Source organism: Pseudomonas sp. NY15372 (genome assembly GCF_048068215.1).
Classification (GTDB): Bacteria; Pseudomonadota; Gammaproteobacteria; order Pseudomonadales; family Pseudomonadaceae; genus Aquipseudomonas; species Aquipseudomonas guariconensis_A.
The window spans coordinates 1-24317 of the sequence record NZ_JBLUPY010000024.1 but is presented as its reverse complement, the minus strand read 5'-3'; the positions used below and the strand labels follow the sequence as shown (position 1 = coordinate 24317).

The following is a 24317-nucleotide window of genomic DNA, read 5'->3' as shown; positions in this document are numbered from 1 at the left end:
CCCCATGCGCGTCCTGTTGTTCAGCAGCCAGCACTATGACCAGGAAAGCTTCGACCGGGCTGCTGGAAACCACGGCCTGGAGCTGCATTACCAGTCAGCCCGCCTGACCTTGGATACCGCCCCGCTGGCCGACAACTTCGCGGTGGTCTGTGCCTTCATCAATGACGAGTTGGACGCGCCAGTGCTCGAACGCCTGGCCGCGGGCGGTACTCGGCTGATCGCCCTGCGCTCGGCCGGCTACAACCATGTCGACCTGGCCACCGCCCGGCGCCTGGGCCTGGCGGTGGTGCGGGTGCCCGCCTATTCCCCCCACGCCGTGGCCGAACATGCCGTGGCCTTGATCCTGGCGCTCAACCGCCGCCTGCACCGGGCCTACAACCGCACCCGCGAAGGTGACTTCACCCTGCACGGGTTGACGGGCTTCGACCTGCACGGCAAGACCGTGGGGGTGATCGGCACCGGCCAGATCGGCGAGGCCTTCGCCCGCATCATGGCAGGGTTCGGCTGCCAACTGCTCGCCTACGACCCGACGCCCAACCCGGCGCTGCTGGCCCTGGGTGCGCGTTACCTGGCACTGCCCGAACTGCTGCGCCAAGCGCGGATCATCAGCCTGCACTGCCCGCTGACCGAGCAGACTCGCCACCTGATCAATGCGCAAAGCCTGGCACACCTGCAACCCGGCGCCATGCTGATCAACACCGGGCGCGGCGCGCTGGTCGACACCCCGGCCCTGATCGACGCGCTCAAGAGCGGCCAGCTGGGCTACCTGGGCCTGGACGTCTACGAAGAGGAGGCTCAGCTGTTCTTCGAGGACCGCTCCGACCTGCCGCTGCAAGATGACGTGCTGGCCCGGCTGCTGACCTTCCCCAACGTGATCGTCACCGCGCACCAGGCGTTTCTCACCCGCGAAGCCCTGGATGCCATCGCCGCCACCACCCTGGACAATATCGTCCGCTGGGCGGCAGGCGATGCGCAGAATCTGGTCATGGGTTAGTGCTAGGATACGCGGCAATTCTGGAGGACCCATGGTCGAACACGATTTCCGCTACACCCTATTCAACCCGCAACACACGCTGATCGAATGCCGCGCCCTGGTGCCCGGCCGCTACCAAGTGACCGGCAACGGTGGCTCGATGCACAAGGACGATGTCCTGCTGGTGACGCTCAAGGGCAGCAAGGATTTGTCCATGCGCCTGACCGTGGAAAGCGTGCGCCACCTGATCAACCCTCGCGGCCAGTGGGTCGCCGTGGCCAGCGGCCCGGTGTTCAACGAACTGGAGATCCTCACCTGGCAGGTCAAGTGCGACGCATGCCAGGCCGAGCTGGACTTCGAGTTCGCCGTGGACGCCAAGCTCGGCAAGAAGGCTCGCCAGCCGGCCGCCAGCGCCCGTATCGCCGAACTGGGCTGGAGCAGCCAGGGCGAACGGCACCTGTGCCCCGCTTGCCAGGAGAGCGCGCAGTGAAACACCTGTTGAGCGCCGTGCTGGCTGCCAGCGCACTGGTGGGTTGTGCTTCCGAGCCTTCGCCCTTGCAGCAGGAGCGCGGCTATGTGCTGGAATGGATCGGCGAACGCCCGTTGATCGACTATAGCCACCTGACCCTGATTCTGGGCGAGGATGGCCGCGCCTATGGCAATGCCGGCTGCAACCACTGGTTCGCGCCCTATACCCTGGAAGGCGATCGCATCAGCTTCGGCAAAGTCGGCAAGACCCGCAAACTGTGCGCACCGGCGCTGATGGACCAGGAAAAACGCTTCCTGCAGGCACTGGAGACCGTGCAACGCTGGGACGTCTCGCCGATCGAGCAGATCCGCTTCTGGCCGGCCGAGGGCAAGCCGCTGCGGTTCTGGCCTGAGGAAGGCTGAAACAAGGGGGGCGCTTGGGACTGCTACACAGCCCATCGCCGGCAAGCCGGCTCCCACAGGGACAGTGCTGTCCTCAAGGCTGACGCGTTACTTGTGGGAGCCGGCTTGCCGGCGATGGGCGTGCAGCGCCCCGCGTCCTGAACTGACAGCCATTAAGCGCCGCCCTTGAGCGCCTTGATCTTGGCTTGCAGCCCTTCGAGCGTCTGCTCGCCCATCAACTGTTCACGCACCTTGCCCTGGTCGTCGATGATGTAGGTCACCGGCAGCGCCTCGCTGCGCGGCAGCTCGTAGCGCTCGGCCGGGTCCTGGGCGAGCACGGTGAAGGCGATGCCGAGGGTTTCGGCCGCCTGCTTGAGGTCCTGCCCCTGCAGCCCGTCGAAGTTCACCCCCACCACCTTGATGCCCTGGGCTTCCCACTGCTTGGCCGCTGCATTGAGTTCGGGGATTTCCGTACGGCACGGGCCGCACCACTCGGCCCAGTAGTTGAGCACTACCCAGTGCCCGTCGATCTGCTCGGCCTTTACCGTATTACCGTGCTGGTCCACGCCGTAATCCGCACCGCAACCGCCGAGCAACAGGCTCGCGGTGATGGCCAATAGGGCTGCCAAACGCCTTGCCATGGGTCAATCCTTCTAGAAGATTCAAGCAAACTACACAGTCGCTGCGGTTAGAATAGCCGCCACACCCAGCTGGATGCGACCCGTCATGACTGATCTGACCCTCTATCATAACCCGCGCTGCTCGAAATCCCGCGGCGCCCTGGAACTGCTCGAAGCGCGCGGCCTGGCCCCGGCCATCGTGCGCTACCTGGAAACCCCGCCGGACACCGCCACGCTCAAGGCTCTGCTCGGCAAGCTGGGCATCGCCCCACGCCAACTGCTGCGCACCGGCGAGGACGAATACAAGGCCCTGGACCTGGCCAACCCAGCACTGACCGACGCGCAACTGATCGAGGCCATGGCCCAGCACCCAAAACTGATCGAACGGCCGATCCTGGTCGTCGGCGACAAGGCCGTGATCGGCCGTCCGCCTGAGAAAGTGCTGGAGATCCTGCCGTGAGCGAGCCCTACGTCCTGGTCCTCTACTACAGTCGCCATGGTTCGACCAGCGAGATGGCCCGGCACATCGCCCGAGGCGTCGAGATGGCCGGCCTGGAGGCGCGCCTGCGCACCGTGCCGGCGATCTCCACCGAGTGCGAAGCCGTGGCGCCGGACATCCCGGCCAGTGGCGCACTCTATGCCACCCTCGACGACCTGCGCCATTGCTCAGGCCTGGCCCTGGGCAGCCCGACCCGCTTCGGCAACATGGCCGCGCCGCTGAAGTACTTCCTCGACGGCACCAGCAGCCTGTGGTTGGGCGGCGAACTGGTCGGCAAGCCGGCAGCGGTGTTCACCTCCACCGCCAGCCTGCACGGCGGCCAGGAAACCACCCTGCTGTCGATGATGCTGCCACTGATGCACCACGGCATGCTGGTGCTGGGCCTGCCCTACAGCGAGTCGGCGCTGCTCGAGACCCGCGGCGGCGGTACGCCCTATGGCGCCAGCCACCATGCCGGGGCCGACGGCAAGCGCGAGCTGGACCCGCACGAAATCGCCCTGTGCCGTGCCCTCGGCCAACGCCTGGCGAATACCGCCAAGGCACTGGGGGGCGAACGTGGCTAAAAAGCCGAAGGTGTTGCCGCCGCTGGAATGGCTGGCACCGCGCCTGCGCCTGGCCCGGGCATCGAGCCTGGCGTTCTTCTTCGGCCTGATCGCCCTGCTGGTGGTGAACAATCTGTGGTTCGCCGACCTGCACGGGGCGCGGGTCGAGGTGATCCTGGCGATCGAACTGGTGCCGCTGCTCGTGCTGCTGCCTGGCATGCTGATGGGCGGCGCCCGGGCCCATGCCTGGACCTGCTTCGTGGTGAATCTCTATTTCATCAAGGGCGTGCTGGCAGCGTTCGACCCGGCGCGAGCGGTGTTCGGCTGGGTCGAGGTGTTGGTGAGCCTGGGGTTGTTCGTCAGTGCGCTGCTGTATGTGCGCTGGAAGTTCCAGCATGAGCGGCGCCTGGCGGGCGAAGGGCGTTGAGGCATCTGGGCTGCTGCGCAGCCCAATCGCGGGACAAGCCCGCTCTCATAGAACAACGCATAACTATTTGATTTTGCAGACCCTGTGGGAGCGGGCTTGCCCCGCACGGTCTCAATGGTTGACGGTATGCGCCAACATCACCGACAACTGGCACAGCGGTCGCCCGCTTTCTGCATGCCACTGGTTGAAGGCCTGTTGCACCAATGCCAGGTCGCGCTGGCTGGTCGGCGGCTTGTCGATCACTTTCTGCGCAATCAACGCCGCGCTCATGTCATCGGTGGGGATGAAAGTGTCCTTGCCGACCATGCGCAGGAAGCGTGGCGCAGAGAGTCCACCCAGCTGGTTGCCATGCTTGGCCAGGTACTTCCACAACCCGACGATGTCGGTCACCGGCCAGTCGGCGATGAATGCGCCGAAACTGCCGTGCGCCTTCTCGATATCGAGAATCATCTGTGCATTGCGCGGCACGCTCTTGAGCTTGCCCAGATGGCGGATGATCCGTTCGTCCTGCATCAGCCGCTCCAGATGCTCGGCGCCCATCAGCACCACCTTCTGCGGCTCGAAGCCGAAGAACACCTGCTCGAACGCCGGCCACTTGGCGTCCACCAGGCTGTGCTTGAGCCCGGCGCGGAACACGCGCAGGGCCAGCGTCGACAGGTAGCGGTCATCGCCGATGTCGCGCAGCTGGGCTGAGGTGCGCGGCTGCGGCAGGAACGCTTCGAGGGCTTGGGCGGAGCCGAAGCGGTTCAGGCAGTACTCATGCAGCCACTGGTAGTCGCGCATGGGCTCAGATGTTCAGCACGTCGAGAAAGCGCGGGGTGGCGTTCTCGTCGATCTTCAGGCTGGTGAAGTCGAACAGGTTGCGGTCAGCCAGCTGCGACGGCGCCACGTTCTGCAGGGCACGGAAGATGCTCTCGGTACGGCCGGGGTGCTTGCGCTCCCATTCCACCAGCATGTCTTTGACCACCTGGCGCTGCAGGTTTTCCTGGGAGCCACACAGGTTGCACGGGATGATCGGGAATGCCTTCATGTCCGAGTAGGCCTGGATGTCCTTCTCGCTGCAGTAGGCCAGCGGGCGAATGACCACGTTGCGGCCGTCGTCGGCGCGCAGCTTCGGCGGCATGCCCTTGAGCGAGCCGTTGAAGAACATGTTGAGGAAGAAGGTCTCGACGATGTCGTCGCGATGGTGCCCCAGGGCCATCTTGGTCGCGCCGATCTCGTCGGCGAAGGTGTAGAGCGTGCCGCGACGCAGGCGCGAGCACAGCGAGCAGGTGGTCTTGCCTTCGGGGATCAGTTCCTTGACCACCGAGTAGGTGTCCTTCTCGACGATGTGGTACTCGATGCCCAGGGTCTCGAGGTAGGCCGGCAGCACGTGCTCGGGGAAGCCCGGCTGCTTTTGGTCCATGTTCACCGCGACGATCTCGAACGTGATCGGCGCCACCTTCTGCAGGTGCAACAGAACGTCGAGCATGGTGTAGCTGTCCTTGCCGCCGGACAGGCAGACCATGACCTTGTCGCCATCCTCGATCATGTTGTAGTCGGTGATGGCTTCGCCGGCGAGACGACGCAGGCGTTTTTGCAGTTTGTTCTGGTTGACCGAGAGGGTGCCCATAGCGCTTGGATCCGCGAGGTGTGACAAAAGCGGGCTATTTTACGCACAAACCGAGCACAGGCGTAGGCCATTCCGATAAAGAATCAAGGGCGCGCCTGACAGCGCAATTTGCTCTAAAAAGCCGGTTTTTTGCTGGCAACGGCTTCCTATACTGCCTGATAAGGCCACACGACCGCTTGCATCGGTGTCCAGGGCCTCGGGCCGCAAGCGCTCCATTTGGGGGGCGTTTGACAACGACGATAGGAGTGACCGGCATGATCCATCACGTTCTGGGGCTGTTTACCCACCCTGACCAGGAGTGGAAGGAGATCCGTGGCGAGGACGAAAGCATCAGCCACATGTACCTGACCCATACGCTGATACTGGCAGCGATCCCTGCCGTGTCGGCCTTCATCGGCACCACCCAGGTCGGCTGGGTCATCGGCGATCGACCGGCGGTGATGCTGACCATGGAAAGCGCGCTATGGATGAGCATCATGTCCTACCTGGCGATGCTCGCCGGGGTCGCGGTCATGGGCGCCTTCATCCATTGGATGGCCCGCACCTACGATGCCACGCCGTCCATGGCACAGTGCGTGGCCTTTGCCACCTATACCGCCACCCCGCTGTTCATCGGCGGCCTGGCGGCGCTCTACCCGCACCTCTGGCTAGGCATGCTGGTGGGCACGGCGGCCATCTGCTACACGGTCTACCTGCTCTACGTCGGCTTGCCGACCTTCATGAACATCCCCACCGACGAAGGCTTCCTGTTCTCCAGCTCCGTGCTGGCGGTGGGCCTGGTGGTGCTGGTGGCGATCATGGCCGCCACGGTGATCATCTGGGGGCTGGGTGTGGGGCCTGTCTATACCAACTAGATCCACCGCGACACGGGAGCATCACCTGGGGCCGCCATCGAGGCGGCCCCAGGCTGTGCGCTGACCGGTGGCTCGGCAGGCACGGAGCGCTTGCGGCATAATGGCCCGGCCAGGAGAACCACCCCGCCATGCCCGAGCTGCTCAAACAACGCGTCGAAACCTGTTACCAGCAAGCCGAAGCCTTCTTCAAACGCCCCTTCCCCCGCCCGGAAGTCAGCTTCAAGCTGCGCGGCCAGAAGGCCGGTGTCGCCCATCTGCACGAGAACCTGCTGCGCTTCAACCTGCAGCTGTACCGCGAGAACCAGGAAGACTTCCTGCGCCAGACCGTGGCCCATGAGGTCGCGCACCTGGTCGCGCACCAGTTGTTCGGCGACCGTATCCAGGCCCATGGCGAGGAATGGCAGTTGATCATGCGCGGGGTCTACGAGCTGCCACCCAATCGTTGCCACAACTATGAGGTTCAGCGGCGGGTGGTGACGCGCTACATCTACCGTTGCCCGTGCCCGGAAAGCGATTTCCCGTTCACGGCCCAGCGGCACAAGCTGGTGCGCCAGGGGCGACGCTACTTGTGCCGGCGGTGCAGGGAGATTTTAGTGTACAGCGGCGAAACCCGCGTCGAATGAAGTACCGCTATCGCGGGACAAGCCCGCTCCCACAGGTGCCCCGCTGCTCTGTCATTCAGCGAGGGACCTGTGGGAGCGGGCTTGCCCCGCGATAGGGCCGGCACAGACACCATAGGCATAAAGAAGGTTAATGCCTGTGGGTCGCTGCGCGCCCATCGCCGGCAAGCCGGCTCCCACAAGGACAGTGCTGCCCTCAAGGCTGACACGTCACTTGTGGGAGCCGGCTTGCCGGCGATGGGCTGCATAGCAGCCCTAATGAATCAACGCGCCGGGCCTTCGGCCACACCCAGGTCGTCGACCGGGCGGGCGTCGGCCAGCGGCGCGCCGCCGGAGGCCAGCTCGGCCTGCAGCTGGTCGGTATCCAGTTCATTGACCCACTTGGCCACGACCACGGTGGCCACGGCGTTGCCGATCAGGTTGGTCAGGGCTCGGGCTTCGGACATGAAGCGGTCGATACCCAGGATCAGCGCCAAGCCCGCAACCGGCAGGTGGCCCACCGCCGACAAGGTGGCAGCCAACACGATGAACCCGGAACCGGTGACGCCTGCAGCGCCCTTGGAGGCAATCAGCAGCACCAGCAGCAGGGTGATCTGGTGGGTGATATCCATGGTGGTGTCGGTCGCCTGGGCGATGAACACCGCGGCCATGGTCAGGTAGATCGAGGTGCCGTCCAGGTTGAACGAGTAGCCGGTCGGGATCACCAGGCCCACCACGGACTTCTTGGCACCCAGGCGCTCCATCTTGGCCAGCATGCGTGGCAGCGCCGACTCCGAGGAGGATGTGCCGAGCACGATCATCAGCTCTTCACGGATGTAGCGGATCAGCTTGAGTACGCTGAAGCCGTGGAAGCGGCAGATGCTGCCCAGCACCACCAGAATGAACAGCAGGCAGGTGACATAGAAGCAGATCATCAGGTAGCTCAGCTGCACCAGCGAGCCCACGCCGTACTGGCCGATGGTGAAGGCCATGGCGCCGAAGGCACCGACCGGAGCCAGCTTCATGATCATGTTGATGATGTTGAACATCACATGGGCGAAGCGGTCGATCAGGTCCAGCACCGGCTTGCCGTAGCTGCCCAGGCGGTGCAGGGCGAAGCCGAACAGCACGGAGAACATCAGCACCTGCAGGATGTCGCCATTGGCGAAGGCGCCGACCACGGTGTTGGGGATGATGTTGAGCAGGAAGCCGACGGTGGTCTGCTGTGCGCCGGCGGCGGCATAGGCGGCCACACTGCTGGCATTCAGAGTGCTGACGTCGACGTGCATGCCGGCGCCCGGCTGGACCACGTTGACCACCACCAGGCCGATGATCAGGGCGATGGTGGAGACGATTTCGAAGTACAGGAGCGCGTAGCCGCCGGTCTTGCCGACCGACTTCATGCTCTGCATGCCAGCGATGCCGCTGACGACGGTGCAGAAGATGATCGGGGCGATGACCATCTTGATCAGTTTGACGAATCCGTCACCCAGAGGTTTGAGGGCGACGCCGGTTTCCGGGTAGTAGTGACCGAGCAGGATACCGATGGTGATGGCGACCAACACCTGGATATACAGCGATTTGTACAGCGGCTGACGTGTCGTCATGGCTCATTTTCCTCAAGTGTGCCAGGCCCACCCTTCCCAGGGTGTCGGGGCACCTAAAGCGCGAACCCTCCTGCACCTGGAGGGATTTGTCGTTGTGGTCGAGCTGCCTGGGCAGGCCGATGCCAGGTTAATAGCAAGGCCGATGCCAATGTGCTCACAATGGGTGCAAGGCCCGTGTTTCAGGGCTTTTCTTGCCCAAAGGTTGGGCAGTCACGCAGGAGGGAGTTGGCGGATTTCCGCCCGCAGGCAGGCTTGGAACGAGGGAGATGGCGGGAATCCGCCCGGCTGGTGTTGAGTTCATCGCGGGACCAGCCCGCTCAGGGGCACTGTCAACCTTGGGAGCGGGGGCCGGCTCGCCCCGCGATGCTGACAACGCTCAGTCCAGGTGGAAGACGATTCGAAAGGCCGCGCCGCCCAAGGGCGAGTCGTCCAGGCTCAGCTCGGCGTCGTAGCTGTCGATGATGTCCTTGACCACCGCAAGACCAATGCCCTGCCCTGGGTGCTGGCGATCGAGCCGCTCGCCACGCTGCAGAATGCGTTCGCGCTGGTCGGCCGGCACTCCGGGGCCATCGTCCTCGACGCACAGCGCCAGTTGCCCAGGTGCCTGCTGCAAGCTCACCCGCACCTGGCCGAGGCTCAAGCGGTAGGCGTTTTCCAGCAGGTTGCCGAACAACTCCAGCGCAGCGCCCTGCTCCATCGGCAGCCAGGCACGCTCGGGAACGTCCAAAGTGACCGCCACGCGCTTGTCGCGGTAGACCTTGTCCAACGTGCTGCACAGGCTGTCGAGCACCGGCCGCAGTTGCACCCGGTGACGCACCAGGCCGCTCTTGCGCAGGCTGGCACGCTGCAGCTGGTAATCGATCTGCTGGCTCATTCGCTCGATCTGGCTTTGCAGCACCCGCGCCTGCTCGCGCTCGCTGTTGCCCTGCCCGAGGCTTTCGCCGACCCCTTGCAGCACCGCAAGCGGGGTCTTGAGGCTGTGCGCCAGGTCATCCAGCGAGTCGCGATAACGTTGGCGCTGCTCGCGCTCACTGCGCAGCAGGCGGTTGAGCGAGCCGGTCAGGCGCAGCAGCTCGCGGGGGTGTTCGCGGCTCAGGCCATCGCGCGCGCCCGCCTCCACTTCGTCCAGCTCCACGCTCAGCCGGCGCAGCGAGCGCAGCCCCCAGGTCAGGCCGGCCCAGAGCAACAGCATGAGCACCAGCAATGCGGCACCAAAGCCCAGGTAGAGTTTTTCCTGCAGGCCATCGAGGGTGTGCTGGTAGTCGCGCACCGGTTGCAGGGCGACGATGCTGTAGGCCGCGCTCTTGCCGCCGAGCAGCTTGATCTCCACGTCGTAGACGAAGTATTCCTCGCCATCGTCCTGGCGGATGCGGTCGAACTCGTTACCGCGCCCGTCATAGCGCGGGTGGTAGTTGATGTGTTGCTCGGAGGTGGCGCGTGAGCGCCATACCAGGTTGCCGTCACGGTCGAAGATATAGCCGCGCAAGCCGGTATAGGGCAGGTTGTAGCGCTCGTCAGGCAGCAGCTCGGGCATCTGCAACTGGCCATGCTCGATGCGCGCCGCGGAAATCAAGGTGGTGACATCCGAAGCCAGGCGCTGCTCGATCGACTCCTGCAAGGCCAGGCTGAAGGCCTTCTGCAAGGCCGGCAGCAGCGCCAGCATGAACAGCAGGGCCAGCAGCGCCGCCGCCAGCATCAGGCGCAGGCGCAGCGAACGGATCATCGGCAGCGCTCGGTGAACAGGTAGCCCAGGCCGCGCACCGTATCGATGGGCTTGAAGCCTCGGTCGCCCTCGAGCTTGCGCCGCAGGCGGCCGACCAGCACTTCGATGACGTTGGGGTCGCGCTCTTCGTCATCGGGGTAGAGCTGTTCCATCAGCCGGTCCTTGGCCACCACCTGCTGGTGATGACGCATGAGGTATTCGAGGATGCGGTATTCGTAGGCGGTCAGGGCCAGGGGGTGCTCATCCAGCGTCGCCTGCTTGCGGTTGAGGTCCAGCACCAGCGGGCCGGCGGCGATGGTCCACTGGGTGAAGCCGCTGGAACGTCGTAGCAAGGCGTTGAGACGCGCCTCCAGTTCCTCGAACTGGAATGGCTTGACCACATAGTCGTCGGCGCCGGCGGCCAGGCCCTCGACCTTGTCCTGCCAGTTGCCGCGCGCGGTGAGGATCAGGATCGGGAGACGCTTGCCCTGGCTGCGCAGCTGGCGGATCAGGTCCAGCCCGCTCATGCCCGGCAGGCCCAGGTCGACCACGGCCAAATCGTGGTTGTATTGCTCGGCCTGGTACAGCGCTTCCTCGGCATTGGCCACCGCCTCGACCACGTGCCCGCTTTCGCTCAGGCGCGTGTACAGGTGATGACGCAGCAGCGCTTCGTCCTCGACCACCAGCAATTTCATGTCACTCTCCTTGCTTCATTGCCTGTCAGCCCCTATCGCAAGACAAGCCCGCCCCCACAGGTCTTGTGAGAGCGGGCTTGCCCCGCGATAGGGCCGGCACAGCATACCAGTGAATGTCCGGCCCCCTGCCAGATCAGAAGCTGTAGTTAGCCGACAGGTAAGTCTGGGCGCTGCTGGTCAGGCGCAGGGCGCCGGCCTTGGCTGCGCCGTGCCCGGCCAGCTCGGTGCTGGCATTGCTGCGCAGGTAACGGTAGCCCAGCTCCACCGAGGCATTGTCGGTGATTTGCTGCAGCACGCCGGCCTGCAGGCCCACGGCGTAACCCAGGTCGGTGTCGCGGCTGTAGCCGGTGGATTCCTGGGTCAGCTTGGTCAGGCCCAGGCTGGCGCCACCGAACAGTTTGGTGGTATCGCCTACCGGCAGGAACCGGTCATAGCTGCCGAGCAGGTTTTCCTGGCGCAGCTTGATGCCGCTGTGGTCACCCGAGACGTTGTCGTAGGTCATGTAGTAGCGGGCGTCGTCGTTGATCTTGCCCAGGCGCACGCCCCAGGTACCGTCCTTGCCGATGATGCCGTCGGTATTCAGGTGCTCGGTATTGCGTTGCAGCAAGCCGGACTTGCGTACTTTATCGCTGGTCTGGCCGTAGGTCAGGCTGGCGAAGGTGTCGTCGGCGGCCTGGGCGGTGAGGCTGGCGGCGCAAACGGCCATGGCGACCATCAGGGTGTTGAGTGCTTTCATGGGTTTGGTACTCCAGTTGGATGCGTTGTTTCGGTCTGGGGGCTAGAGTAGGGAGGACGCCCTGAACCGCCGCTGAACCCTGGCTGAACCCTGGCTGAACGAGCCCGCCCTTTACCGAAAAGGAGGTACCGACCATGCGTTCCCTGCTTGCCCTGGCCTTGTTATGCAGCACCACCCTCGCGCAGGCGGCTGTGCAGACCCGTGAAATCCCTTACCAGGATGCCGAAGGCCAGCGCCTGGTGGGCTACTACGCCTATGACGATGCCCTCGATGGCAAGCGCCCGGGTATCGTCGTGGTGCATGAATGGTGGGGCCTGAACGACTATGCCAAGCGCCGTGCCCGGGACCTCGCCGCCCTCGGCTACAGCGCCCTGGCCATCGACATGTATGGCAATGGCAAGAACACCGAGCATCCCCAGGACGCCCAGGCCTTCATGGCGACCGCGATGAAAGACCCCAAGGCGGCCGCCAAGCGTTTCGATGCCGGCCTTGAACTGCTCCAGCTACAGCCTTACACCGACAAGGACAAGCTCGGCGCCGTCGGCTACTGCTTCGGTGGCAAGGTCGTGCTCGATGCCGCACGGCGCGGCGAGCCTCTTGCCGGCGTGGTGAGCTTCCATGGCGCACTGGCCACCCAGACGCCTGCCACACCCGGCAGCGTCAAGGCCAAGGTGCTGGTCGAGCACGGCGCGGCCGACAGCATGGTCACCGAGCAGCAGGTGGAAGCATTCAAGAAGGAAATGGATGCGGCGGGGGCCAGTTTCGAGTTCGTCAGCATTCCAGGGGCCAAGCATGGGTTCACCAACCCCGATGCCGATCGCTTGAGCCATGGCGGGCATGGTGGGCCGGATATCGGCTACAGCAAGGCGGCCGACGAGAGTTCGTGGGCGGATATGCAGGCGTTTTTCCAAAAAGTGTTCGATTGAGGATTACCGGGGCCGCGTCGCGGCCCCAAAATGACCGAGCGCTGGCACAATAGCCGCCATGACCAGACTTCCTACCTGCTGCACCCCACCCCAGCACCACTGGCCCCTGCCCCGCCCAGTCCCAGGCGCGGTGCTGGTCAGTTGTACCTTCGACCCCAGCCGCCTGGCCGTGGACGACTTCCAGCGCGCCGATGTCGAGCAGAGCGCCAGCCTGCAACGCTCGGTGGCCAAGCGCCAGGCCGAATACCTGGCCGGCCGAGTCTGCGCCCGCACCGCGCTGCAGCAACTGGACGGGCGTGACTACGTGCCGGGTACCCATGAAGACCGCTCGCCGATCTGGCCGACCGGCATCCACGGCTCGATCACCCATGGCAAGGGCTGGGCGGCGGCGGTGGTGGCCGCCGACGGCGATATTCAGGGCCTGGGCCTGGACCAGGAGACCCTGCTCGATGACGCGCGCGCCGACCGGCTGGCGGGGGAAATCCTCACCCCGCCGGAGCTGCAGCGCCTGGATCGCAACCAGCTCGGCCTGGCCGTTACCTTGACCTTCTCGCTCAAGGAAAGCCTGTTCAAGGCGCTCTACCCCCTGACCCGGCAACGTTTCTATTTCGAACACGCTGAACTGCTGGAATGGTCCAACGACGGGCAGGCCCGGCTGCGCCTGCTTACCGACTTGTCGGCTCAGTGGCGCAGTGGTCGAGAGCTCGAAGGCCAGTTCAGCGTTCGCGATGGCGCCTTGCTCAGCCTGATCAGCGTATAGGGTTCAGGATAGCGCCCGGGTGCTGGGCCAGCTAAGACTGAAACACGCCCCGCCCAGCGTCTGGCTGCGCCCCACCATCGCCCGCCCGCCATGCCAGTAGATGATCCGGCGCACGATCGACAGGCCCAGGCCATGTCCGCCGGAGGCGCGGGTGCGGCTGTCGTCCAGGCGGGTGAACGGGGTGAAGATGCGATCCCACACGCCCTCGGGGATCCCTGGCCCGTCGTCCTCGACATCGATCCGGCAGTGCTCCTGCCCCAACTGGTAGCTCAGCCGCACTTCGCTTTCGGCGTGACGCATAGCGTTGCCCACCAGGTTCTGCAAGGCGCGATGCAGGTAGCGTGGCTCGGCCTCGACCCAGGCGCCGCCCGCCTGGCCACCCTGGCATGCGCCACGCACCACCTTGACCTCGGCGCGCAGGGGCGAGAGTTCCTGGATCACCCGCGCCAGCAAGGCATCGAGGTCCACCGCCTGGAACTTCAGCGCCGGCGTGCCCTGTTCCAGGCGGGCGTAGGTCAGCATCTCGTCGACCAGTTTGTCCAGGTCCTGGATGTCGCTGTCCATGCCGGCCAGGTGCTTGGCCCTGGCCTGCTCGGTGTCAGCGCTCTCGATCATCTCCAGGCCGAAGCGCAGGCGCGCCACGGGGGTACGCAACTCGTGGGACACGGCCCTGACCAGCTCGCGCTGCATGGTCAATGACCGCTGCAGGTGCTCGGCCATGCCGTTGAAGGCTTCGGCCAGACGCCCCACCGAGTCGGCATCGCCGGCCGGCACGCGGGTGTCCAGGCTGCCCTGGGCCAGGCGCGTGGCGGCGACTTCGAGCCCCGACAGGCGCCGCTCCAGCTGACGCACCAGCAGGTAGACCACCAGGCCGATCAGGCACAGGCCAAGGAAGGCAATGAGGATCAACAATTGTGGCGGATACGGGTTGAGCTGGTACAGCGGCCCGATCTCCAGCACCCAGGGCGACCCGGTCAACCCTGAGAAGACGCGCATCGAGTCGCCATCCTTGCCCAGCGCCATCACCGTGTCGCCTTCCTCCACCCGCCGCCGCTGGTCATCGTCCAGGCCGACCCGCTCCAGGCGTTGCAAGGCGACATTGAAACCGAAGCCTTTGCTTTCCTTCAGCTCGGCCAGGCGCCGTTGCTGCTCGGTCACCGGGTAGCGCACCAGCTCGTCCGCCAGCAGGTAGAGGGTGGCGCGAGCAAGCTGTTCGCTGACCTGCTTGACCTCGGCCACCAGCAACTGTTCTTCGTTGCCGATCTGGCGCAGCACCTGCACCGCATGGGGGCCGGTTTTTTCCACCACCACCAGCCCACGTCGCAGTCGCGCGCGCTGGCTGCCGTCGAGGGTGAAAGCCGATGCTGGCTGCACGTCCAACGGCACGCCGAGCAAACGTTCCCAGATCAACAGCGAGCGCTTGCGCTCCACCGGGTCCTGCACGGCCAGGTTGTCGGCCATCAGGCTGAACGTGCCCTGGGCCAACCGCTCGCGGTGCTGCTCGGCTCGCACCTGGTTGACCAGGTGCAGGCTGAGCACGCCGAGTATCGCCACCAGCACCAGCACGGCCAGCATGCCGCCATAGATGCGCAGGAAGATCGAATTCATGGCACCGCGGCCTGGGCGGCCTCGCCGACGAACAGGTAACCCTTGCTGCGCAAGGTTTTGATCAAGCGGGGGTGGATCGGATCGTCACCGATCTTGGGGCGGATCTTTGATATGCGCACATCGATGGAGCGGTCCTGGCCGTCGTAGCCCACGCCGCGCAGGGAGGTGAAGATCTCCTCGCGCGACAACACCCGGCCAGCGTGGCTGGCGAGCAGCCAGAGCAGGTCGAACTCGGCGCTGGTCAGGTCGATCGCCTGCTCGCCCAGCCAGGCTTCGCGCAGGCGGCTGTCGATACGCAAGGCGCCGAAGACCAGTTCCTGGCGCTTGGCTTCCGGTGCCTCGCTGCGCCGCAACAGGGCGGTGATCCGCGCCAGCAGCACGCGTGGGCGCACGGGCTTGCAGACATAGTCGTCTGCGCCCATGTCCAGGCCCTGCACCTGGTCGAGCTCGTCGCTGCGGGCGGTAAGCATGAGGATCGGGCCTGCGTACAGGCCACGCACGCGCCGGCAGATGCTCAGGCCGTCTTCGCCGGGCAGCATCAGGTCGAGGATCACCAGGTCTGGCTGGCTGTCGATGATGCGCCGCGCGGCCCGGCCACCATCACCTTCCACCGCGACCTCGTAACCGTTGGCCTGCAGGTATTCGGCAGTGAGCTCGGCCAGGCGCTGGTCGTCCTCGACGATCAAAATCCGGTTGCTGGGCTGGTCCATGAATCGCCTTTGCTGTTTATTCTTGTTCTGGAGCTGCCGGTGGGTTGGCGGTGCCGCGTAACCAAAAGGCAACAATGCCTGCCGATACTACGTGCCGCACCCCGCCCTGCCAACCATGCCAAGCCGCCTGTCGCAGGGCCTGGATCGAAGCGTGTTTCGTGATAGGGTTCGCACCCGAAAAAATCCGCGATAGGGCATCAGGACGCAGAAAAAAAGTGAAGGCCAGCTAGGACAAGGCCTACAGCGCATACCCACGGATCACACACAAAGTACGCACAAGTTATCCACAGATGCCCGCCTTGCAAAGCCCCCAAGACCGCATTATCTTGTATCCCCATCGCAGCGAACCACTAGATATTGGGTTTGGCCCATTATCGCCAACACCAGTCGGCACAGAAATTCAAGCGATTTTTCTGGCCGAACTAAACGTGGTTTCACCAGCAAACCGCTCCAGCGGAAGCATTGAGAGCAACAGCTTTGGCCCCAGCGCCAAGAGCATTTGACTTCGGCCAGGGAGCGGCAGGTTATTGCCCCTTATTCCTGAGTCTGTCCCGAAGTCGGTATACCCGAGCGGGCGGACGCGCGTGCATGTGCGTCCCCCGCTCTGGCCACCAGGCTAGTGGATGGAACGGTGGGCGCCCAAAAGGCGCCTGAACATATAGAAACTGTGGAGACACCCACCCATGCAAACCGACACAACTCGCGAGAACCCGCAGGCGAAGGTGCCGCAGGCCGCCGATTCGAACCAGGATCTGGCTGCTACCGCTCCGGGCCAACTGCGCGTGATCAAGCGCAACGGCACTGTCGTTCCCTACACCGACGACAAGATCACCGTTGCCATCACCAAGGCGTTCCTCGCAGTTGAAGGCGGCACGGCCGCTGCCTCGTCGCGCATCCATGACACCGTCGCACGCCTGACCGAGCAGGTCACGGCGACCTTCAAGCGTCGCATGCCGTCGGGTGGCACCATCCACATCGAAGAAATCCAGGACCAGGTCGAATTGGCCCTGATGCGCGCCGGCGAGCAGAAAGTCGCCCGCGACTACGTGATCTACCGCGAGCAACGTGCCAAGGAGCGCGCCACCCGCGCCCACACCGACGCTGTGGTCGAGCCGCACCCGAGCATCCGCATCACCCTGGCCGACGGCAGCCTGGCGCCGCTGGACATGGCGCGCCTGAACACCATCATCAGCGAAGCCTGCGAAGGCCTGGCCGAGGTCGACGGCGAGCTGATCCAGCGCGACACCCTGAAGAACCTGTACGACGGCGTGGCCATCAAGGACGTCAACACCGCCCTGGTAATGACCGCCCGTACCCTGGTCGAGCGCGAGCCGAACTACTCCTTCGTCACCGCCCGCCTGCTGATGGACACCCTGCGCGCCGAAGCGCTGGGCTTCCTGAACGTCGCCGACAGCGCCACCCACCACGAGATGGCCGAGCTGTATGCCAAGGCCCTGCCGGCCTACGTCGAGAAAGGCGTCGAGTTCGAGCTGCTGGACCCTGCGCTGAAGGGCTACGACCTGGAGCGCTTGGGCAAGGCCATCGACCACGAGCGTGACCAGCAATTCACCTACCTGGGCCTGCAGACCCTGTACGACCGCTACTTCATCCACAAGGATGGCGTGCGCTTCGAGCTGCCGCAGGTATTCTTCATGCGCGTGGCCATGGGCCTGGCACTGCAGGAGAAGGACAAGGAAGCCCGTGCGATCGAGTTCTACAACCTGCTGTCCTCGTTCGACTACATGGCCTCCACCCCGACCCTGTTCAACGCTGGCACCCTGCGTCCACAGCTGTCGAGCTGCTACCTGACCACCGTGCCGGACGACCTGTCGGGCATCTACAAGGCCATCCACGACAACGCCATGCTGTCGAAATTCGCCGGTGGCCTGGGCAACGACTGGACCCCTGTGCGCGCCCTGGGCTCGTACATCAAGGGCACCAACGGCAAGTCGCAGGGCGTCGTGCCGTTCCTGAAGGTGGTCAACGACACCGCCGTGGCGGTCAACCAGGGCGGCAAGCGCAAGGGCGCTGTCTGCGCCTACCTGGAAACCTGGCACCTGGACATCGAGGAATTCCTCGAGCTGCGCAAGAACACCGGTGACGACCGTCGTCGTACCCACGACATGAACACCGCCAACTGGATCCCGGACCTGTTCATGAAGCGCGTCTTCGACGACGGCAAGTGGACCCTGTTCTCGCCTTCGGAAGTGCCTGATCTGCACGATCTGACCGGCAAGGCCTTCGAAGAGCGCTACGAGTACTACGAAGCCCTGACCGAGTACAACAAGATCAAGGTGTTCAAGGTCGTCCAGGCCAAGGACCTGTGGCGCAAGATGCTGTCTATGCTGTTCGAGACCGGCCACCCGTGGCTGACCTTCAAGGACCCGTGCAACCTGCGTTCGCCGCAGCAACACGTGGGCGTTGTACACAGCTCGAACCTGTGCACCGAGATCACCCTGAACACCAACGCCGACGAAATCGCGGTGTGCAACCTGGGCTCGATCAACCTGCCGAACCACATCAATGACGGCAAGCTCGATACCGCCAAGCTGGCGCGTACCGTCAAGACCGCCGTGCGCATGCTCGACAACGTGATCGACATCAACTACTACTCGGTGCCCCAGGCGCAGAACTCGAACTTCAAGCACCGCCCGGTCGGCTTGGGCATCATGGGCTTCCAGGACGCGCTGTACCTGCAGCACATCCCGTACGGCTCGGACGCTGCAGTCGAGTTCGCCGACAAGTCGATGGAGGCCGTCAGCTACTACGCCATCCAGGCTTCCTGTGACCTGGCCGACGAGCGCGGCGCCTACCAGACCTTCGAAGGCTCGCTGTGGTCCAAGGGCATCCTGCCGCTGGACAGCCAGCAGATCCTGATCGAGGCCCGTGGCGCCAAGTACATCGACGTCAACCTGGAAGAGTCCCTGGACTGGGCCCCTGTCCGCGAGCGCGTCAAGAAAGGTATCCGCAACTCGAACATCATGGCCATCGCGCCGACCGCAACCATCGCCAACATCACCGGCGTGTCGCAGTCGATCGAGCCGACGTACCAGAACCTGTACGTCAAGTCGAACCTGTCGGGCGAGTTCACCGTGATCAACCCGTACCTGGTCCGCGACCTGAAGGCCCGCGGCCTGTGGGACTCGGTCATGATCAACGACCTGAAGTACTACGACGGCTCCGTCCAGCAGATCGAGCGCATCCCGCAAGAGTTGAAGGACCTGTACGCCACCGCGTTCGAAGTCGAGACCAAGTGGATCGTCGATGCCGCCTCCCGTCGCCAGAAGTGGATCGACCAGGCCCAGTCGCTGAACCTGTACATCGCCGGCGCCTCGGGCAAGAAGCTGGACGTGACCTACCGCATGGCCTGGTACCGTGGTCTGAAAACCACCTACTACCTCCGTGCCCTGGCTGCCACCAGCACCGAGAAGTCGACCATCAACACCGGCAAGCTCAACGCCGTTTCCAGCGGCGGCGACAGCGCCCCGGTCCAGGCAGCGGGCCCAGCCCCAGTGCCGAAGGCCTGCGCGATCGACGAGCCAGACTGCGAAGCCTGTCAGTAACACCCCATGCCGCAAGGGCGCCTTCGGGCGCCCTTTGCGGCATTTTTGTATCCGCGTCATCGAGAGGTCGTGCCCCCTGCACACCTCGTTCGCCAAGGGATAAAACAGCCAGACCCGGTGCTACCCGGCGCCGGGCCTCTATCCCAACAAGGAAGGCAATCGATGGCTCGGAAGAAAACAGCAGTACGCAAGATAGGCCGCAACGCCGAAACCGGCCGTTTCACCACGGTCGAAGAGGCGCGCCAGCATCCAAAGACGCACATCGTCGAAACACTGCGTCAACGGTGTAGCCAGTGAAATAGCGGCCAATCGCCGGCAACCCGGCTCCCACAGGTACGGTGTAAAGGCTGCACCTGTGGAAGCCGGCTCGTCGGCGATTGGCCGCCAACCTGCCTTTTGCCAAAACACCATATCCTGTGCCAACAAAATTAAACTGGCACAACATATAGGTTAGAGCTACACTTTCCCTCCGTAGAAAACGACACGAAATTCGTGAACGGAAACGCGCATTCACCGGTCGAAAAAATACAACCGTCCGCATGCTGCACGTCCCGATCCCTAGCGGATTCCGTTATAATTCGCCCCCCTCGAAAAAGGGTTCAGACAATGATCCGCTGCCTGACACAAGCCAACGTCAAGCGCTTGGCCGGCCCGCATTTCATGTCGTTGCACTACACAATTCGCATGCCCTGGCCCCTCCTCCGGGGGTTGGCCAGGCATGAACATATTCAGATGTAAACGAGAGTCAGCCTCTCGAGCTGTCCTATCGCCGTAACGGCCTTGCGTACAGGCATCACTTTCTTAAAATCCAACCGGTTGCCCCGCGCAACCCTCTAGCAGGAGCCAGGAACCATGCTGAGCTGGGACGAATTCGACAAGGAAGACGGCGAAGTCGCCGCCAAAGGCAACGCCGCTGCACAAGGCAACGCTGCTGCCGCCACCCTCGACAAGCTGGACAGCGCCGGCGACGCCGCCGCCCAGGAAGCCCGCGTAGCGACCGCCGACGACTCCGACGCCGTCAAGCGCGCCAAGGCTGCCCTGAACGAACTCGACATCGCCGAAGGCCTGGCCGAACTGGAAGGCTCTTCCGCTCGCGTGCGCGTCGACGAGAAGCGCATGATCAACTGCCGCGCCGACCTCAACCAGCTGGTGCCGTTCAAGTACGACTGGGCCTGGCAGAAGTACCTCGACGGCTGCGCCAACCACTGGATGCCGCAAGAGGTCAACATGACCGCCGACATCGCCCTGTGGAAGAGCATGGACGGCCTGACCGAGGACGAGCGCCGCATCGTGATGCGCAACCTCGGCTTCTTCTCCACCGCCGACTCCCTGGTGGCCAACAACCTGGCCCTGGCCGTGTACCGCCTGATCACCAACCCCGAATGCCGCCAGTACATCCTGCGCCAGGCGTTCGAAGAGGCGATCCACACTCACGCCTACCAGTACTGCATCGAGTCGCTGGGCATGGATGAAGGCGAGATCTTCAACATGTACCACGAGATCCCATCGGTCGCGAAGAAAGCCGCCTGGGGCCTGAAGTACACCCGCGCCATCTCCGACCCGGAATTCAACACCGGTACCGTCGAGACCGACAAGGAGCTGCTGCGCAACCTGATCGCCTACTACTGCGTCCTGGAAGGCATCTTCTTCTACTGCGGCTTCACCCAGATCCTGTCCATGGGCCGCCGCAACAAGATGACCGGCGTCGCCGAGCAGTTCCAGTACATCCTGCGTGACGAGTCCATGCACCTGAACTTCGGCATCGACGTGATCAACCAGATCAAGATCGAGAACCCACACCTGTGGGACGCCGCGATGAAGGAAGAAGCGACTCAGATGATCCTGCAGGGTACCCAGCTGGAGATCGAATACGCCCGCGACACCATGCCACGCGGTGTACTGGGCATGAACGCGGCGATGATGGAGGACTACCTCAAGTTCATCGCCAACCGCCGCCTGACCCAGATCGGCCTGAAGGAAGAGTACCCAGGAACGACCAACCCGTTCCCATGGATGAGCGAGATCATGGACTTGAAGAAGGAGAAGAACTTCTTCGAGACTCGGGTTATCGAGTATCAGACCGGTGGGGCGTTGAGCTGGGACTGATTGTCCGAGCCCGTCATGAAGAAGGCTGCCATTTGGCAGCCTTTTTTGTTTCCTTGTGGAAAGTATCCATCGTGAGACTGCTGGGGCTGCTACGCAGCCCATCGCGGCACAAGGCCGCTCCTACAGGGAACGGTGACGTCTGTGGGAGCATGGAAATACCGGCCTTATCGCGTCAGTTTCGCTGCTTGAAATACCGATACAGGCTACGCGCGGCCTCTACGACCTGAGGGACGCACGCTTGATGTTCGTCGAAGCTCATGGAGTCGAGCAGTTCGAAGTTGTCTTCCAGGCCATGCAACGAAATGGCCTTGAGCAGCCGGTCCTGTTCGGGCGGCAACTCGTCCCAGCCCGCGACCTGTGTGCCGCGCATGTAGCCGAAGCACCATTCTTCCAGAATGATCGCCGGGCCCTCCTCGCCTTCGCTCTCTTCGAACACCGGCTCGAAGTGGTCGAGATGCTCGGCCAACTCGTCAGCTCTTTGCTGGTAATAACGCAGCATCAAGGCGGTGTAGGCCTCTTCATCGGCCGGCTTCTTGAACTTGGGTACCTTGCCGCCAGAAATGGCCGGCAGCCATTGTTCGGGAAGGATGCTGATCGGGGAACTGGCCAGGGCAGTGAAGAAGCCATCGAGCTCGGCCAGGTTGAGCACGGAGAAGTCATTGCCGTAGGTGATCAGCAGGTCTTCCAGACGGTCGAATTCTTTATCGCTGAGCGCAGGGAACATGGGTTACGTCCAAAGGATATTTGGATGCACCCTAACACATGGGGGGATGGGTTGACTGGATAATGACAATCGCGGGCAAGCCCCACCAGGCCTGTGATGTACCTGTGGGAATAGGCCTGCCCGCGATCTGGGCTCAGGCGTTATACCGCCAGCGCGCGCTCACGCAGCTCCTGGTTGAGGATGCGGTCGTTTTCGCTGTAGTCCACTGGGCAGTCGATCACGTGCACGCCTGGGGTCTTGATGCAGTGCTCGAGCAGCGGCAGCAGGCCTTCGGCGCTTTCCACGCGGTGACCATTGGCACCGTAGGCTTCGGCGTATTTGACGAAGTCCGGGTTGCCGTAGTCCAGGCCGAAATCGGTGAAGCCCATGTTGGCCTGCTTCCAGCGGATCATGCCGTAACCGTCGTCACGCAGGATCACCACGGTGATGTGCATGCCCAGGCGAACCGCGGTTTCCAACTCCTGGCTATTCATCATGAAGCCGCCGTCGCCGCACACCGAGATCACCGGGCGGTCCGGGTAGACCAGGTGTGCCGCCATCGCCGACGGCAGACCTGCGCCCATGGTCGCCAAGGCGTTGTCCAGCAGCACGGTGTTGGGCTTGTGGGCCTTGTAGTTACGGGCGAACCAGATCTTGTAGATGCCGTTGTCCAGCGCGACGATGCCTTCGGACGGCAATACGCGGCGGATGTCGGCAACCAGGCGCTGCGGGTAGACTGGGAAGCGGTCGTCGTCCTTGCCTTCTGCGATCTGCGCTTCGTTGGCTTCGCGGATGGCCAGTAGGCGGGTGAAGTCCCAGTGCGAGGTGTCACCCAGGCCTTCAGCGATCTGCCAGACGGCGTTGGCGATGTCGCCGATCACTTCGATCTGCGGGAAGTACACGGCATCGACTTCGGCGGAGCGGAAGTTGACGTGGATGACTTCGGTACCGCCGCGCACCATGAAGAATGGCGGCTTCTCGATGACGTCGTGGCCGATGTTGATGATCAAGTCGGCCGCTTCGATGGCGCGGTGGACGAAATCACCGGACGACAGTGCAGCGTTGCCGAGGAAGCTAGGGTGGCGCTCGTCCACCACACCTTTACCCAGCTGGGTGGTGACGAACGGGATGCCGGTCTTGTCGATCAGTTGCTTGAGAACCTTGGCGGTCATCTTGCGGTTGGCACCGGCGCCGATTACCAGGATGGGGCTGCGGGCAGTGCGCAGTTTCTCGATGGCGGCTTCGATGGCCACGTGCTCGGCCAGCGGACGGCGGTGCAGGCTCGGCTGGATCGGCATGGCATCGGTCTGCTCGGCGGCGATGTCTTCCGGCAGCTCAAGGTGCACGGCACCCGGCTTTTCTTCTTCAGCCAGGCGGAAGGCTTCGCGCATACGGGCAGGGATGTTGTCGGCCGAGGCGAACTGGTGGGTGTACTTGGTGATGGGGTCCATCATGCCGCACACATCGATGATCTGGAAACGGCCCTGCTTGGACTTCTTGATCGGCTTCTGGCCGGTGATCATCATCATCGGCATGCCGCCCAGGTAGGCGTAGGCACTGGCGGTCACCAGGTTGGTGGCGCCGGGGCCCAGGGTCGACAGGCTGACACCGGTCTTGCCGGTCAGGCGGCCATAGGTGGCGGCCATGAAGCCTGCGGATTGCTCGTGACGGGTCAGGACCAGCTTGATCTTCGACTTGCGCAGGGATTCCAGCAGGTCGAGGTTCTCCTCGCCGGGAATGCCGAACACATACTCGACACCTTCGTTTTCCAGGCATTGCACAACGACATCGGCGGCCTTGGCCATCTTGCTTGCTACCTCAAATGATAGGACGGTGGTGAAGTCCAGGAATGCGCAGCACGGTACGCTGGCATCGCTATGTCCGCAGGTAAGGATCCGCGGAACCTAAGCCTTGACGTAGGCTGTATGCAGGAAAGTCACGTCAATTATCGGCATTAATTGTCGCAGCTGTTGGCGAGAAGATAAGCGGCGGATTGCGCAAAAGAGATTTGCTTAAGAGAAACACGGGCCCTGTAGGAGCGGCCTTGTGCCGCGAATCGGGCGCGCAGCGGCCGTAGACCCCGGGCGCGGTTATCAGACGCCGGAAAGACAAAACCCCTACCTGCTCGCGCAGATAGGGGTTTTGCGAAATGAATCTTGACGATGACCTACTCTCACATGGGGAAGCCCCACACTACCATCGGCG

The 24317-nt window shown here is 63.7% G+C and carries 24 protein-coding genes; 13 read left to right on the top strand and 11 right to left on the bottom strand.

Annotated features, from left to right (window positions below; all coding sequences use genetic code 11):
* The first annotated feature begins 4 nt into the window (after window positions 1-4).
* The 3 genes from ACNFG0_RS16240 to ACNFG0_RS16230 are packed head-to-tail and all read left to right on the top strand — an operon-like array spanning window position 5 to window position 1864.
* The gene (locus tag ACNFG0_RS16240) at window positions 5-994 is read left to right on the top strand and encodes a 2-hydroxyacid dehydrogenase (RefSeq protein WP_196156073.1); all 990 of its coding nucleotides are present in this window, start codon (window positions 5-7) and stop codon (window positions 992-994) included.
* Window positions 995-1025: 31 nt separating this feature from the next.
* Window positions 1026-1463 carry a hypothetical protein gene (locus tag ACNFG0_RS16235; protein WP_416765610.1) on the top strand — a complete coding sequence of 146 codons (438 nt, stop codon included), beginning with the start codon at window positions 1026-1028 and terminating at the stop codon, window positions 1461-1463.
* Window positions 1460-1864 (top strand): META domain-containing protein, encoded by a 405-nt coding sequence (locus ACNFG0_RS16230; RefSeq protein ID WP_196146247.1) that lies wholly within the window; start codon window positions 1460-1462, stop codon window positions 1862-1864. The genes ACNFG0_RS16235 and ACNFG0_RS16230 overlap by 4 nt, the downstream gene beginning before the upstream one ends.
* A 152-nt stretch (window positions 1865-2016) precedes the next feature.
* Here ACNFG0_RS16230 and ACNFG0_RS16225 read toward each other — a convergent pair whose 3' ends face one another.
* Window positions 2017-2484 (bottom strand): TlpA disulfide reductase family protein, encoded by a 468-nt coding sequence (locus ACNFG0_RS16225; RefSeq protein ID WP_196146246.1) that lies wholly within the window; start codon window positions 2482-2484, stop codon window positions 2017-2019.
* 85 nt (window positions 2485-2569) lie between these two features.
* Here ACNFG0_RS16225 and arsC point away from each other — a divergent pair, with 85 nt between their 5' ends.
* The 3 genes from arsC to ACNFG0_RS16210 are packed head-to-tail and all read left to right on the top strand — an operon-like array spanning window position 2570 to window position 3931.
* Window positions 2570-2923 carry an arsenate reductase (glutaredoxin) gene (arsC, locus tag ACNFG0_RS16220; protein WP_416765608.1) on the top strand — a complete coding sequence of 118 codons (354 nt, stop codon included), beginning with the start codon at window positions 2570-2572 and terminating at the stop codon, window positions 2921-2923.
* Window positions 2920-3525 (top strand): NAD(P)H:quinone oxidoreductase, encoded by a 606-nt coding sequence (wrbA, locus tag ACNFG0_RS16215; RefSeq protein ID WP_196146244.1) that lies wholly within the window; start codon window positions 2920-2922, stop codon window positions 3523-3525. The genes arsC and wrbA overlap by 4 nt, the downstream gene beginning before the upstream one ends.
* Window positions 3518-3931 (top strand): DUF2069 domain-containing protein, encoded by a 414-nt coding sequence (locus ACNFG0_RS16210; protein WP_196146243.1) that lies wholly within the window; start codon window positions 3518-3520, stop codon window positions 3929-3931. Before wrbA ends, ACNFG0_RS16210 begins: the two co-directional genes overlap by 8 nt.
* 111 nt (window positions 3932-4042) lie before the next feature.
* Here ACNFG0_RS16210 and ACNFG0_RS16205 read toward each other — a convergent pair whose 3' ends face one another.
* A complete protein-coding gene (locus ACNFG0_RS16205; protein ID WP_196156077.1) occupies window positions 4043-4714 on the bottom strand; it encodes a DNA-3-methyladenine glycosylase I in 672 nt (223 codons plus the stop codon).
* Between the two features lie 4 nt (window positions 4715-4718).
* Window positions 4719-5543 carry a tRNA 2-thiocytidine(32) synthetase TtcA gene (ttcA, locus tag ACNFG0_RS16200; RefSeq protein WP_196146241.1) on the bottom strand — a complete coding sequence of 275 codons (825 nt, stop codon included), beginning with the start codon at window positions 5541-5543 and terminating at the stop codon, window positions 4719-4721.
* A gap of 254 nt (window positions 5544-5797) precedes the next feature.
* On the opposite strand from ttcA, the gene ACNFG0_RS16195 reads away from it, so the two are divergent.
* Both ACNFG0_RS16195 and ACNFG0_RS16190 read left to right on the top strand, forming a co-directional pair.
* Complete coding sequence (locus ACNFG0_RS16195; RefSeq protein ID WP_070091748.1) at window positions 5798-6397, top strand: Yip1 family protein; 600 nt, start codon at window positions 5798-5800, stop codon at window positions 6395-6397.
* Window positions 6398-6525: 128 nt separating this feature from the next.
* Entirely contained in the window at window positions 6526-7020 is a 495-nt protein-coding gene (locus tag ACNFG0_RS16190) for a SprT family zinc-dependent metalloprotease (RefSeq protein ID WP_196146240.1), read from the top strand.
* A 260-nt stretch (window positions 7021-7280) separates the two neighbouring features.
* Here the strand turns inward: ACNFG0_RS16190 and ACNFG0_RS16185 are convergent, their stop codons facing one another.
* The 4 genes from ACNFG0_RS16185 to ACNFG0_RS16170 all read right to left on the bottom strand — a co-directional run bounded on the left by ACNFG0_RS16185 (window position 7281) and on the right by ACNFG0_RS16170 (window position 11736).
* On the bottom strand, window positions 7281-8603 hold the full coding sequence (locus ACNFG0_RS16185) for a dicarboxylate/amino acid:cation symporter (protein WP_196146239.1): 1323 nt from the start codon (window positions 8601-8603) through the stop codon (window positions 7281-7283).
* 376 nt (window positions 8604-8979) lie between these two features.
* Window positions 8980-10326 (bottom strand): ATP-binding protein, encoded by a 1347-nt coding sequence (locus tag ACNFG0_RS16180; RefSeq protein ID WP_196167311.1) that lies wholly within the window; start codon window positions 10324-10326, stop codon window positions 8980-8982.
* The gene (locus tag ACNFG0_RS16175) at window positions 10323-11000 is read right to left on the bottom strand and encodes a response regulator (RefSeq protein WP_416765605.1); all 678 of its coding nucleotides are present in this window, start codon (window positions 10998-11000) and stop codon (window positions 10323-10325) included. The genes ACNFG0_RS16180 and ACNFG0_RS16175 overlap by 4 nt, the downstream gene beginning before the upstream one ends.
* Before the next feature lie 133 nt (window positions 11001-11133).
* A complete protein-coding gene (locus tag ACNFG0_RS16170; protein WP_416765604.1) occupies window positions 11134-11736 on the bottom strand; it encodes a hypothetical protein in 603 nt (200 codons plus the stop codon).
* Between the two features lie 134 nt (window positions 11737-11870).
* Between ACNFG0_RS16170 and ACNFG0_RS16165 the strand changes: the two genes are divergently transcribed.
* A complete protein-coding gene (locus ACNFG0_RS16165; protein ID WP_416765603.1) occupies window positions 11871-12662 on the top strand; it encodes a dienelactone hydrolase family protein in 792 nt (263 codons plus the stop codon).
* Window positions 12663-12720: 58 nt separating this feature from the next.
* Entirely contained in the window at window positions 12721-13422 is a 702-nt protein-coding gene (locus ACNFG0_RS16160; RefSeq protein ID WP_416765601.1) for a 4'-phosphopantetheinyl transferase family protein, read from the top strand.
* Window positions 13423-13425: 3 nt separating this feature from the next.
* Here the strand turns inward: ACNFG0_RS16160 and ACNFG0_RS16155 are convergent, their stop codons facing one another.
* Both ACNFG0_RS16155 and ACNFG0_RS16150 read right to left on the bottom strand, forming a co-directional pair.
* Window positions 13426-15030, bottom strand: coding sequence for an ATP-binding protein (locus ACNFG0_RS16155; protein ID WP_416765600.1), 1605 nt, complete (start codon window positions 15028-15030; stop codon window positions 13426-13428).
* Window positions 15027-15740 carry a response regulator gene (locus tag ACNFG0_RS16150; protein ID WP_416765598.1) on the bottom strand — a complete coding sequence of 238 codons (714 nt, stop codon included), beginning with the start codon at window positions 15738-15740 and terminating at the stop codon, window positions 15027-15029. Before ACNFG0_RS16150 ends, ACNFG0_RS16155 begins: the two co-directional genes overlap by 4 nt.
* Window positions 15741-16423: 683 nt before the next feature.
* On the opposite strand from ACNFG0_RS16150, the gene ACNFG0_RS16145 reads away from it, so the two are divergent.
* From ACNFG0_RS16145 to ACNFG0_RS16135, 3 genes are all read left to right on the top strand, one after another.
* Entirely contained in the window at window positions 16424-19303 is a 2880-nt protein-coding gene (locus tag ACNFG0_RS16145) for a ribonucleoside-diphosphate reductase subunit alpha (protein ID WP_196146231.1), read from the top strand.
* A 162-nt stretch (window positions 19304-19465) separates the two neighbouring features.
* Window positions 19466-19600, top strand: a complete 135-nt coding sequence (locus ACNFG0_RS16140; protein ID WP_268867039.1) for a hypothetical protein — start codon at window positions 19466-19468, stop codon at window positions 19598-19600.
* Window positions 19601-20155: 555 nt separating this feature from the next.
* Window positions 20156-21409, top strand: coding sequence for a ribonucleotide-diphosphate reductase subunit beta (locus ACNFG0_RS16135; protein WP_084858667.1), 1254 nt, complete (start codon window positions 20156-20158; stop codon window positions 21407-21409).
* Between the two features lie 172 nt (window positions 21410-21581).
* On the opposite strand, the gene ACNFG0_RS16130 is transcribed toward ACNFG0_RS16135, so the two are convergent.
* A complete protein-coding gene (locus ACNFG0_RS16130; protein ID WP_416765596.1) occupies window positions 21582-22133 on the bottom strand; it encodes a UPF0149 family protein in 552 nt (183 codons plus the stop codon).
* 140 nt (window positions 22134-22273) lie between these two features.
* A complete protein-coding gene (locus tag ACNFG0_RS16125; RefSeq protein WP_196146229.1) occupies window positions 22274-23917 on the bottom strand; it encodes an acetolactate synthase large subunit in 1644 nt (547 codons plus the stop codon).
* Window positions 23918-24317 lie beyond the last annotated feature (400 nt).